The sequence below is a fragment of the Pantoea sp. QMID4 genome (assembly GCF_030270445.1).
Classification (GTDB): domain Bacteria; phylum Pseudomonadota; class Gammaproteobacteria; order Enterobacterales; family Enterobacteriaceae; genus Pantoea; species Pantoea vagans.
The window spans coordinates 222,830-235,210 of sequence record NZ_BSXL01000005.1 but is presented as its reverse complement, the minus strand read 5'-3'; the positions used below and the strand labels follow the sequence as shown (position 1 = coordinate 235,210).

Sequence of the window (12,381 nt, the reverse complement as noted above, 5' to 3'; positions counted from 1 at the left end):
CAGAAAAAGGAGTGCAGCGATGTCTGTTCCGGTTCCGCAACCGATTCTGGATCACGCGGTGATTAACGTGGCCGACCAGCTCGACAGCGCCAGCGCGCGTTTCCGGCGGCTTGGCTTTCAGCTCACAGAACGCGGTCATCATTCGCTGGGTTCAAGTAATCATCTGGCCATCTTCGGCGAAAATTATCTTGAGCTGCTCGGCTATGAACCCGGCAAAGGCAGCCAGCGCGCCGATCTCTGGCAATCGCCGCTGGGGTTGAGTGGCCTGGTGTGGAAAAGCAGTGACGCCGACAGTGCGTTTCAGCATCTGGAATGTCAGGATCTGGATGGCGATCCACCCGCCTCTTTTCATCGTCCTGTCGATCTGCCCGACGGTACGGTAAATGAAGCGCGCTTTCGAACTGTGCGGCTGCGTCCTTCGCTGATACCCAATGGACGCAGCTTTTTTTGCCAGCACCTGACACCTGAAGCGGTATGGCAGCCTGCTTGGCAACGCCATCCCAATGGCGTGCGGAACATCAGTGAATTTGTCATTGTGGCGCAGGACCCGGCGCACTCGGCTCAGGTTTATAGTCGTCTTTTTGGTGCCGCAAAAGTGCTTGCCTGCCCTGAAGGCGCCTTTGTTCTGCGTGCCGGTGCCGCCACGGTTCGATTTGCGTCAGCAGCGTATGCGCAACGTCGCTTCGGTCCGCTGCCAGAAGACTATGATGGCAGCGCCCGAATGGTTGCGCTGGGATTTGAAACCGGCGATCTCGCGCGGGTCAGAAACGCACTGCAGGCAGGGGATATTGCGTTTCAGGAGCACACTGAGGCGATTGTCGTGGAGTCTGGTGAAGGGTTTAATCTGGCCCTGCGTTTTACCTGAGTGCTGATCTGAAATGTAATGAAAACCGCCTCGGTTGAGGCGTTTTTTTTATCAATCGGAGTGATAAAGCATAATGACTTTTGGCGTTCGATTGGCCTTTGAAGTCGTCTTAAATCAAAAAAACAACGATGGTGACAGGCCAAACCGCGCGCACAATGCCCGTATGTGTGACACGGTCAACTGACGATCGCCGCTGAGAATTCGGCTGACCAGCGACTTTTTGCCAATTTCATTTTCGAAGTCACTCAGGCTGAGGTTGTGCTGCTCGATCAGTACCCTCAGAACGCCAGGTCCGGTGCTGATTTCACGCTGGCGGCTATTAAAGTCGGCCATCGCAGGATCATTATCTTCATAATGAGCAATGCGGGCACAAAGCAAGTCTACCAGCGGATTATCCGGCTCATATTCAATAAGGTATTCGACCAGTTCCAGTGCTTCTCCATAATCATGCCGCTGGTTGCTGCCAGCCAGCAGCGGTACCGCTTCTGCCAGCTGATTTGACAGCCTGATAGCTTCAATATTCATTCGGTTACCTCCCAATATTTCTTAACAAGCTTGTCGTACTCAGCGTGAGTGCAGATATGCTTGATGAAGATTTTGCTGCGCTCAAAATCCGCGAAGAATATCACGCGCAACTGGTTGCCACTGACGTCAATGATCCACCATTTAGCGCGATACTTCATACGATCAAGGCTTGCATAAAGCGCTCTGAGATCGTCAGGACCACTGAAATCGCCCTGTCTGAGGTGGCGGTAAAGTAGATCCAGTGCTGCCGCTGCATTGGGATGTTTTCTGGCCGCCACGTCAAACGGCACGCGTGAAATAACATGCATTCCATTGGCTCCTGACTGTTTCCATTATGGAAACCATCTTCTCAAAACGGCTGAGCGTTGACAGGCTGGAAACGCAGAAACCTGCTTGTTCCAGAGTACTTAATACGCCTTAAACTGATGTAAAAATGCTGGCAGAGGCTTCACCAATATGAGAATTGATAAAGGGTTGCTGATATGAATCATCGAAATGCACAGGCAACATTGCACTTTGCTGTCAGACGATAATCCTGCCTGTGCTCTGAAATCTTATTCCGGAAAAATTGTGCCAACAGAGGCGAGAGATAGCGGGCTGGATAATAAAAAAACGCCTCAACCGAGGCGTTTTTTACAGGCTTACCCGCAGATAAATCAGAAGGTGTAGCTGGCGGTGACAGCGAAGTTGCGAGGTTCGCCGTAGACAACGGAGCCGGCCACGTTAGTGTCATACTCTTTGTCGAACAGGTTATTAAGGTTGCCCTGCAGCGACAGATTTTTGTTCACCTGATAGCGGGCAAACAGATCAACCAGTGCATAGCTGCCCTGACGGGCGCGCCAGGTGCCGTTGCCTTCCGGTCCACCGACGTCGTTCCAGACATGTGTCTGCCAGTTTACGCCGCCACCCAGCGTAAGCTGCTGCAGCGTCGGCAGGCGATAGGTGCTGAACAGATTAAAGCTGGTCTGGGGTAACTGTGGATTAAAGGTACTGCCATCGCGGTTTTCCGCTATGTAGCGTGTGCCGCCAAAGGTCATCTGCCAGTTGTCGGTCAATGCGCCATTGACTTCAAACTCGACGCCACGACTCACTACGCCTTTACGGCCAATGTAGGCAACATCGCCTGAACCCTGAATGGTCTGAGTGGTGGCTTCTCCGACGTTATCCAGTTCGGTGCGGAATACAGAAACAGAGGCAGTCAGGCGACTGTCCATCCAGTCAGATTTCAGCCCGGCTTCGTAGTTTTTCCCAATAACCGGCGACAGATAAGCGCCACTGGCATCGCGATAATCCTGAGGCTGGAACACCGAGGTATAGCTGGCATAAGCAGACCAGTTTTCCGCAAAGTCATAAATCAGCCCGCCATAGGGGGTGATGTTATTTTCTTCCGCTTCCCCGCTTAAGGTTTCGCGGTTCCAGTTAGTGTAACGCGCGCCAAGGATCAGGTGCAGCGGGTCGGCAAGCGACAGGCGGGTCGCCATATAAGTCGACTTCTGGCGAACCAGCTGGGTATCGCTGGCGGGCAGTCGTGGCGTCCAGTCTGACTCCGGATACTGGCCATTGAAATCGTTGTAATTGCCCAGCGATTCTGGGGAAATATTCTCAAAGGTACTAAAGTACTTGTTATCCTGGCGGGTATAATTGACGCCCATCATCAGCTCGTGCTGACGGCCCAGCAGTTCATACGGGCCGCTGGCAAAGGCATCGACGGCATCTACTTTGCGCTTTCCGGTGTTATAACCGGTTCCGCCCACCACAGGATAGTTGGCATAGGAAGAGACGCCCGCGCCCGTGTTTCGGTCGAAATAGCCATCAAGATAGAGCTGCTTACTGTCCAGACGCATATCGGTGTGCGTGCCGTTTAACGTCAGGTTCCAGCCGTTGTCGAAATCCTGCTTCAGGTTAACAAAGACTTTACGGTTCTCTTTATCGTTATAGGCCCAGTCTGGCGCAGTGTTGTAGCCGCGTCGGGTATGTATCTGCGTGCCGTCAGTGTACCAGCGCGGTGCGCCGCCCCACATCGTGGAGTCTGTATTGACCTGGCTGAACTCATAACCCACCGACAGCGTGGCAGAGTCGGTGAGATCAGCGTCAACCACGCCATAGATAAACTGTTTTTTGGCACCGTAACGCTCTATAAAGCTGTTATTGTCCTGCCAGCCGGCGACCATACGGCCACGAACATTGCCGGACTCACTGAGTGGCGCGGAAAGATCGGCCACGTAGCGCTGCTTGTTCCAGCTGCCGTAGCTGGCGGAAACGGTGCCACCGAACTCTTTGCTGTCCGCGTGCTTACGCACCATGTTGATAGCGGCAGACGGATTGCCTGGCCCGGTCAACAGCCCGGTTGCCCCGCGTACCACTTCAACGCGCTCATACAGTGCCATATCGGTCTGTGCATCGCCCAGATTCCAGCGAGCCGCAAAGGCGGTAGGAATGCCATCGATCATGTAGTTGTCGATCAGAAAGCCGCGCGCATAGTAGTTAGTGCGGTCCATATCGCCACTGATTCCATGAATGCCTGTGGTGTTGGACAGCACATCATTCAGTGACTGGAGCTGCTGATCGGCCATACGCTGAGTACTGACGATACTGACGGACTGCGGCACATCACGTACGGTGCCCAGCATTTTGGTGCCGGCACGGGTAACCGGAACGCTGTAATCCGTTTTCGGTGACGTTGTCACGGCATCATCGGCTGACGCGCTGACCGTTAGTGTCTGGCCATCGCTTGCAGCAGGTGTTGAAGTTTCTGCAGCGCTAGCGACGTTATTCGCCAGCGATGCGGCGACAATGACGGCCAGTAAGGAGAATCGGAATGGGCGTTGCAGAGCAGATGTACCTGTAACCCTGGGGGTCTGAAGATCGAAAGCGTTCATTAATTCCTCAATTATCTTTATGTTTTTATGCTGCCACTGTCACGACCTTGCATCCTGCGGACATCGCTGCCCTGCTGAGGGTTTGAGGAACCCTAAACCCTTTCCGTGAGCGCCTGTGCGCGGGTGTGATGAACTTTCAAAGCAAATGAGAAATATACGCATTGCGATTATCATTGCAAGATTTTGTTAACAAATAATACGATTTTTTTCAGGATATTGTCTGCACGTTCAGATTTTAAAGCTTGCTAATAGGGAGAGGTTCTTAAAATAGCCAGTGGATTGACGGACGATTAGAGAAGCAGACATGCCGTCTCGCTTTTATTAATTATAAAATCCTGCTTCAGCCGCTCATTGACCTGAAGTTGCCACTCTTTGTGCGACAATACCCGCCTTGATGCTTTAATTTCCTTATTTAACACCAGACTTTGCAGGTATTCGCACATGCGCAAAACTTCGACTCTTAAAGCGCTGATGATCACAACCACCGTTATCACTGCTTTTACAGCTCACTCCGCCACGCTAGTCCAGAATGTCAGCGCAGGCTGGAATAGCTTCAGTGATAAGGTTGCCACAACATGGCAGCAGCCAGAGGGAATCGACTTCTATCTGCCCGCGATTACATGGCACAACCGCGCCACGTACGATCGGGAACACATTGATAAATATAATGAAAGGCCCTGGGGTGCAGGCGGGGGTATCTCTCGCTACGATGAGAAAGGCAACTGGAACGGCATCTATTTAATGGCCTTTAAGGACTCTTTCAATAAATGGGAGCCCTTTGGGGGTTATGGCTGGGTAGCGACATGGCGTCCGCTGGATGACCAGAATTTTCACTGGGGTGCAGGTTACACGGCAGGCGTCACTGCCCGGCATAACTGGGACTATATACCAGTGCCTGCGCTGCTGCCGCTGGCCTCAGTCGGGTATGGCGATCTCGATTTCCAGATGACCTACATACCGGGTACGCATAATAACGGTAACGTCTATTTTGCCTGGCTGCGTTACCACTTCTGAGCATTAAAACAACAACGTCAGCGTGACATCGCCATGATGGAGAGATTGCCCAGAGCAAGGGTCTCGCCATCATAGCGATGTCGCAGCAGATGATAACTGTCGCATTCAATAATCTGCTCAATCGCCTCTGAAAAGGTATTCATGGCGCTGCGCATCTGGGTCAGATAGTCATGGGTATCATAGACCCGATCGATCCCCTCCAGCGCATGGTTCATGATTTTACGGGCGACATCATTAGGCGTGTCGAGGGCAGAAAGTTTTGATCGGGCGGTGCGGCGCAGATCGCGTGGGGTAAACGGCTCCAGTCCCAGCCCACGCGGTGCGCGGATCATCCGGCGCAGCGCCTGATTCAGCGCGCCTTTTGACAGCGGCTGTTGGGGATCGCGTGGTGCGGGCACCAGCCAGGGCGAGTCCGGTTCGGCGGCATTGAGTAATGCTTCGATACACTGCCGCATCAGCGGTGAAATCGGCAGTACATGCTCACGCTGTGATTTATTACGGGTGCCCTGCATCCATAATCCTAACTGCAGATCGAATTCCCCTTTCTGCGCCTGTACAATCTCATCCGGCCGTCGGGCACTGACCAGACATAAACGCAGCGCCCAGCGCGCCTGCTCCGATAATGCCCAGTTATCCAGACCGTGCCAGAAGACCCAGATTTCCGCATCAGTCAGTTGCCGGCTGCGCGGTGGCGTAGCACGACCTGCAACATCCCGTTTTTTCATTGAGGCAATCGGCGAATGATCGAGATAGCCTTGCATCTCGGCCCAGGCGAGGAATTGTTTGGTCAGCGCGAATACCCGACGCGCCTCCTCCTTTTTACCGTCGGCAATCAGGATGTTGTAAAGCCGGTTGAGGCGCAGACGGTTCAGCGTTTTGAGCGGCTCCGTGCCGATGTTGGGCAGAACATGTTTCAACAGAGACGAGATGGCGATCTCAGGACGCCGCCGACTGATCAACAGTGACAGTTTTACCCAGACCTTCATCACCTGCTCCACCGTGCCTTCATCGCCAAAATTATCCAGCTCCCTCAGCGAAGCCGCCTTCACCTGCTCAAGCCAGATTAGAACATGGCGGCCAACATGTGCTGAACGCGCTGAGGTTATAGTTGAATCTGTTATCACATCATGACCTGTTGCCCATTTCGTAACCGCCATTCTACCCACCATTAAGCTGTGACTCCAGACCTAATAAGTCTGGAGTCACAATGACGTATTCTGAGCCATTCTGAGAGACTTTACTGGTTATGACAACGAAGCGTTTTTGCGACCTGTTTTGCTCATCTGAGTGGTCAGGCTAATGGATAAGCAGCCCACTATCACGAGATGTAAAGATGCCTAACCGAGATATACAATGATAACTATTATCATTATCATACGCATTTGCTTACATACCTTAACGATTCAGGGAGATTTTCTAAGTGAATGTAACCATGCGTGTCCGTAAGCAACCTGCCGCACTACTACTGGCCAGTGTACTGAGTACTTCTGCTAACAGCGCTACTCAGGAAGAGACAGAAAAGCTGGCTGATGATGAAACGATGCTGGTCACGGCTGAACAGGAGTTAAAACAGCAGCCCGGCGTTTCAATCATTACCTCACAGGACATTGAAAAGAATCCGCCAGTCAACGACCTCTCAGACATCATCCGTAAAATGCCGGGCGTCAATCTCACCGGTAACAGCGCCAATGGTGTACGCGGTAATAATCGTCAAATCGATATTCGCGGCATGGGGCCGGAAAACACGTTGATTCTGATCGACGGTGTGCCGACGACCTCGCGCAATTCAGTGCGTTACAGCTGGCGTGGCGAGCGTGATTCCCGTGGCGACTCCAACTGGGTACCACCGGAAATGGTTGAACGGATTGAGATTATTCGTGGACCGGCGGCAGCCCGTTACGGTTCAGGCGCTTCTGGCGGTGTGGTTAACATCATTACCAAACGTCCGACAAATGACTGGAGCGGATCGCTGTCGCTCTACACCAACCAGCCGGAAGATGATAAAGAAGGGGCAACCCGACGCGCAAACGTTAGCCTGAGTGGCCCGCTGGCGGGCGATGCTCTGACTATGCGGCTTTATGGCAACATCAATAAAACCGACAGCGATGCTTTCGATATCAATCAGTCGCATAACGGCTCCGGCGCGGCCGGTCGTGAAGGCGTTCGCAATAAAGACATCAACAGCGTGTTGTCCTGGAAGATTACGCCATTGCAGGTGCTGGATTTCAGCTATGGCTACAGTCGTCAGGGCAATATTTACGCCGGGGATACCCAGTACAGCAACGGGTCCGGTAATGCGCTGATCGAATCTCTCGACGGGTCAGAAACTAATCGTCTTTATCGTCAGACCTGGGGCTTGGCCCACAACGGTATCTGGGACTGGGGACAGTCAAAACTGACCTTTAACTATGAGAAGACAAACAATACCCGTCTGAACGAAGGCACCGCGGGCTCGGGTGAAGGCCGAATCAACAGCAATACGTTTTCGACCAGTCGCTTTGAAAGTTACCGGGCGGGAGGCGAAGTCAGCATCCCGCTGGAATTGCTGCGTGAACAGACCGTTACGCTGGGCGCCGAGTGGAACCGTGATGAGCTGAACGATCCTAACTCCATGAATGGCACCAGCGCACCGGGCGTTTCGATTGATGGCATCAGTGGTGATGCGGGCAGCCGCAACAGCAAAAACAGCGCGACGCTGAGTTCACTCTATTTCGAAGATAACATCGCCGCGACCAACAGCACAGAAGTGATCCCAGGTCTGCGTTTTGATTATCACAATACTTTCGGGGCGAACTGGAGTCCGTCACTGAATATTTCTCAGGCGCTGGGAGAAAGTTTTACCCTGAAAGCAGGTATCGCCCGTGCATTCAAAGCCCCCAACCTCTATCAGTCCAGCGAGGGCTATTTGCTGGCTACACGAGGCAACGGCTGCCCGGTCAACGTGACGAGCGGCAGCTGTTATCTGCTGGGTAATCAAAATCTTGATCCTGAAGTCAGCGTCAATAAAGAGCTGGGTATTGAGTTCAGTCAGAAAGGATATGTGGCAGGTCTTACCTGGTTCCGCAATGACTACAAGAACAAGATCGTCGCCGGGACCGATGTGCTGGGTTACGCCTCTAATGGCAACAATATTCTGCAGTGGAGCAACGGTGGCAAAGCAGTAGTTGAAGGTCTGGAGGGTAACGTTACGATACCGCTGGTCAGTGACGAACTTGAGTGGCGTACCAATGCCACTTACATGATTCAGTCTAAAGATAAAAAAACCGGCAATCCGCTGTCGATTATCCCGGAATACACCATCAACTCCATGCTGGACTGGCAAGTGACACAGGATTTATCAACTAACCTGAACTGGACAATGTATGGCCGCCAGAAACCGCGCCAGTATGCGGAATCCCGCACAGAAAATGGATCAATGTCGAATCGTGAAGTCGGAGCTTACTCGGTATTCGGGGTTAATTTCAATTACGACATTACCAAAAATCTGCGTGCCAATGCCGGTATTAATAACCTGCTGGATAAGCAGCTCTATCGGGAAGCGGATGGGGCATCGACCTATAACGAGCCAGGACGTGCTTATTATGCGGGTCTGACTATGACGTTTTAATCAACCGAAGCGCTTCCTACTGGAAGCGCTTTTTTCTCAACCACACTCTTCCACTTCGTTTACAACTACTTAAAGTCGACCTGCATCAATTCGGCAATCGTTGAATCACGTGTTGTCATCACACAGCGGTCCAAATAATCGGTAAATCTGGACGGTTTATTCATGCCGAGCTGTAGCAGTCTGGAGTTATCATACACCACATTCAGGTTTGAGAAGTGGCCATACAGGTTCATCGCGCGCAGCATGATGCGTTCATTGCAGGGTCCAAACAGATCCTTAAACGTGCTTCTGCTATCTGACAGCTGTTTATAAGACACTTTCTGGTAATCTACGCCCAGCGCCTTGTTTCCTGACGCTCTGGCCATCGCCTCGTCTATCTCTGCAAACGTAACACTGCTATGTGTTACGGCAGAAATGTGAATGACTTCATTAATGACGTTTTCTGCGTCAAGCAGCAGAACCAGTGCATCTGCGCAGTAATCAACCGGAACCACATCAATACGATCGTCAAGGTCGCAGGTAAATTTACCCAACGCCAGTGCCATCCTGAATACCCAGAAAACGCTGGCTGAGAGCAGGCATCCCTGATCGGAATGCCCCACCACAATCGATGGACGGGCAATCACCAGTGGCAGGCCCGGCAACTTCTCTGTCATCAGCTTTTCAATCGAAGCCTTACTCCAGGTGTATTCAACAATATGCTGATCCCGGCTGGAGTTTAGCCCGCCCTCAGTGACAAGTGAGCCGGGTTCCGGCGCACAGGACATAGCGGTTCCAACGTGGATAAATTTCTTCAATCCTTTAACACGACTCATTCGTTCAGCAAATCGGAACGTGCCCTCAACGTTCACCTTCCAGATGGTGGGATTATTACCAAATGAAGCGACGGCGGCGCAGTTAATGACATGGGTAACGTTATTAAGTCATACATCATGAATAAAATCGTCCGTAAATGCCAGGTCACCCAAAATAATATTTTCAGGTACTATCGTATTGATTACTGACGCATTTAAGCCAAAGTTCTTCAGGTTGGCTTTAAGCCTCTTTAATCCTTCGTCAACGGTTTTTCATCTGACCAGCATCAGCAGTCGATCCTGAACCCTGCTCTGCAAAAGATTTGCTACGACAGCCCCGCCTAAAAAACCTGTTGAACCGGTAATAAGGATATTTTTCATGATAGTACCATTCACGCTGGTTGAAGAAAGGAAAGCATTAACAAACGTTTTCCCGAAAAAATATCAATAAAACAAATAAACAATTGTTGTGGTTAACCTATTTATGGCGAGCAGACTGGAAAGTCAGGTTTAGTTCTGAATCAGACACTCACTCTCTGATCGCATATCAGTGAGCCAGCGATGCCAGTATAATGCTGAAAGTTAACGCCAGTCTCGACATAACTAAAGAAATTTCATCAAAGTAATTCATTCAGGCTTTGCTTATATAGCGACGTAAAGAGCATGGAATAAATAGATGACTTTAGCTGATTACCCTGGCAGCCATATATGAATAACCAATCCCACATAGAATCAAGTTTTATTTTTAATGAACTCAGTCAGCCATTTATAACTCAGCCATATTAAGAATTTATTAAGGGGGGATCATCTGCAAGAATAGATTTGCAGATTAAACGAAGTTTATTTAAATAATAATTCCGCACTGTTGTTTACTCGCCGTTTAGTCATCATCATGTAATCACAGGCCGCCAGTGGATAGCGCTCACCCAGATGTCAGGCATTTGAGATATTTTTTACAGGATCACTACTTGACGTTTCTGGCAGATAAAGCTGGTTTCTCTGCAGAGCACACCGCGCTACTCTTCTCGGGTAACAAACGGGTTGTCAGGCTCTTGATTAAAAATACGGCATCTATTCCATTCATTTTGTGAAAAGCGTAACGACAGGTAACTAACTTCGCGATTCCTGTATCCTGACGAGCGAAGCATCCTAAAGCCTGGCTATGCTCAGCAGAGTTCAAACTGCAATTATGACTATCAGGATATAAAAAAATGAAAAAATTATCAGTAATCGTTATGGCTACCGGTCTGTTTTTGTCTGTGAATTTACAGGCTAACGCCGAAGGATGTCTGAAAGGCGCCGCAGTCGGCGGCGTCGCAGGTCATGTTGCTCATCATCATGGTGTTGCCGGAGCCGCAGCGGGTTGCGCAGTCGGTCATCATATGGCGAAGAAAAAGCATAAAGAAGCGGAAAAAAATCAGCAGGCCCAGCCGGCGCAGAATTAAGCTGATCTCAGGTGCTGATATAAAATAGCTGATTGCCGGACAGGGTGTTGTCCGGCAATCGGGTAAGGCTATTTTTTGTCTGCCAGTTATTTAGAAAACAGCAGATAAAAGGATTTCGCTGTTCCCGAAAAACTATTCGTCAGAAATTGTCAGGTGTAAAAGGATCAACGCTGATCGGCAATATTTTTTTATAGTGGCTCGTTAAAAGAATAGCAGCAGCAGACTTAAACCATAACCGGTTATTCCGTCATGTTCTCAGCTGACCATGACGCCACTTTCTTCCCTGAGATGTTTTGGCTCTGTGGCTCAAGCGTCGTGACTATTGCGCCATTCATCAACCATCTCCTTTGAGACTTCTTTCTTATAACAAACTGGTGCATACCCGCCCTGCTTACTCCATGCGCTGCGCCTGCCACAGCTACTGCCGTTACGTGCAGAGCTAAAGGGGCATGCGCAAACACCCGGGTATGAGGCAATTGAGTCCTCGATGATGAGCTGACGAACCTGATCATCGGTTTGCTTCGATGTTTTAGCTTCAGCTGTGCCAACCCAAAAAAGCATCAGGGCCATAAACAGAGAAATGACGGTTTTGCTGTTATTCATAATTCCCTCCAGAAGTAAGGAGGTTACGTTAACGCAGAATAACATCGGGCAATCTTCTGAATAAAAGGCTAATTATTGTCAATTCTGAGGGAAACTATTCGCCCGGGGTGAAGGTGACTAATTTTGCTAACCAGGCCAATAACTCTTCTGAGGCAAAGTTGTGAATCAGAAGCAAGCCGCCGCCGGGCGGTAGTCGTAACAGCTGTTCTGGCGTAGATGTTTACGATCCAGACCTGCAAAGACGCATAAAAGTGTGTGAACCTGTGAGCAATTATTTTGGTGGTGGCATGCTTTGCGTTACCAAACGTAGCAATGCGACAGGCATAACCATTATTAACGCTATCCTGAAAGACTGAGCCGCACTCCGGCCCTGTTTAGCGCCTTAAAATAGCGAGGACTGAGAAGGCCATATCATTTCGCTGCAATACTAACTCCCCAGCTGCTTAATCCTGCTTCAGGAAATCCGACTTACTGTCGTGCGAAATAACTGCATAGTATGATCTCTGGAACAATCCAAATCATCAACGCTAAGTATGATGTAACGAATTCCATCAGCTGATTCTGCGCTTTCAGTCCGGCATGCAGGGACAATCCATATCCTTTATGAAAGCAATCTTATTGCGGTAACCGAAGTCACCCAATATTTCCA

General features: G+C 50.4%; 9 protein-coding genes and 1 pseudogene. 4 read left to right on the top strand and 6 right to left on the bottom strand.

Annotation, left to right across the window (positions count from 1 at the left end; translation table 11 throughout):
- Nucleotides 1-19: 19 nt before the first annotated feature.
- Nucleotides 20-865 carry a VOC family protein gene (locus tag QSK07_RS13125; RefSeq protein WP_285721603.1) on the top strand — a complete coding sequence of 282 codons (846 nt, stop codon included), beginning with the start codon at nucleotides 20-22 and terminating at the stop codon, nucleotides 863-865.
- 114 nt (nucleotides 866-979) lie between these two features.
- On the opposite strand, the gene QSK07_RS13120 is transcribed toward QSK07_RS13125, so the two are convergent.
- The 3 genes from QSK07_RS13120 to fhuE all read right to left on the bottom strand — a co-directional run bounded on the left by QSK07_RS13120 (nucleotide 980) and on the right by fhuE (nucleotide 4,269).
- Nucleotides 980-1,390: a helix-turn-helix domain-containing protein gene (locus tag QSK07_RS13120; RefSeq protein WP_285721604.1), complete on the bottom strand. Its 411-nt coding sequence runs from the start codon at nucleotides 1,388-1,390 to the stop codon at nucleotides 980-982.
- Nucleotides 1,387-1,698, bottom strand: a complete 312-nt coding sequence (locus tag QSK07_RS13115) for a type II toxin-antitoxin system HigB family toxin (protein WP_285721605.1) — start codon at nucleotides 1,696-1,698, stop codon at nucleotides 1,387-1,389. The genes QSK07_RS13120 and QSK07_RS13115 overlap by 4 nt, the downstream gene beginning before the upstream one ends.
- Nucleotides 1,699-2,046: 348 nt before the next feature.
- Complete coding sequence (gene fhuE, locus QSK07_RS13110) at nucleotides 2,047-4,269, bottom strand: ferric-rhodotorulic acid/ferric-coprogen receptor FhuE (protein ID WP_285721606.1); 2,223 nt, start codon at nucleotides 4,267-4,269, stop codon at nucleotides 2,047-2,049.
- A gap of 441 nt (nucleotides 4,270-4,710) precedes the next feature.
- On the opposite strand from fhuE, the gene pagP reads away from it, so the two are divergent.
- Entirely contained in the window at nucleotides 4,711-5,283 is a 573-nt protein-coding gene (gene pagP, locus QSK07_RS13105) for a lipid IV(A) palmitoyltransferase PagP (RefSeq protein WP_285721607.1), read from the top strand.
- Nucleotides 5,284-5,300: 17 nt separating this feature from the next.
- Here the strand turns inward: pagP and QSK07_RS13100 are convergent, their stop codons facing one another.
- Nucleotides 5,301-6,440, bottom strand: coding sequence for a tyrosine-type recombinase/integrase (locus QSK07_RS13100; protein WP_285721608.1), 1,140 nt, complete (start codon nucleotides 6,438-6,440; stop codon nucleotides 5,301-5,303).
- A 275-nt stretch (nucleotides 6,441-6,715) separates the two neighbouring features.
- Between QSK07_RS13100 and QSK07_RS13095 the strand changes: the two genes are divergently transcribed.
- On the top strand, nucleotides 6,716-8,890 hold the full coding sequence (locus QSK07_RS13095; protein WP_285721756.1) for a TonB-dependent siderophore receptor: 2,175 nt from the start codon (nucleotides 6,716-6,718) through the stop codon (nucleotides 8,888-8,890).
- 65 nt (nucleotides 8,891-8,955) lie between these two features.
- On the opposite strand, the pseudogene QSK07_RS13090 reads toward QSK07_RS13095, so the two are convergent.
- A pseudogene (locus tag QSK07_RS13090) lies at nucleotides 8,956-10,065 on the bottom strand (SDR family oxidoreductase).
- A gap of 830 nt (nucleotides 10,066-10,895) precedes the next feature.
- Between QSK07_RS13090 and QSK07_RS13085 the strand changes: the two are divergent.
- Nucleotides 10,896-11,129 carry a hypothetical protein gene (locus QSK07_RS13085; RefSeq protein WP_098050063.1) on the top strand — a complete coding sequence of 78 codons (234 nt, stop codon included), beginning with the start codon at nucleotides 10,896-10,898 and terminating at the stop codon, nucleotides 11,127-11,129.
- Nucleotides 11,130-11,435: 306 nt separating this feature from the next.
- On the opposite strand, the gene QSK07_RS13080 is transcribed toward QSK07_RS13085, so the two are convergent.
- Complete coding sequence (locus tag QSK07_RS13080) at nucleotides 11,436-11,699, bottom strand: hypothetical protein (RefSeq protein WP_275222126.1); 264 nt, start codon at nucleotides 11,697-11,699, stop codon at nucleotides 11,436-11,438.
- Nucleotides 11,700-12,381 lie beyond the last annotated feature (682 nt).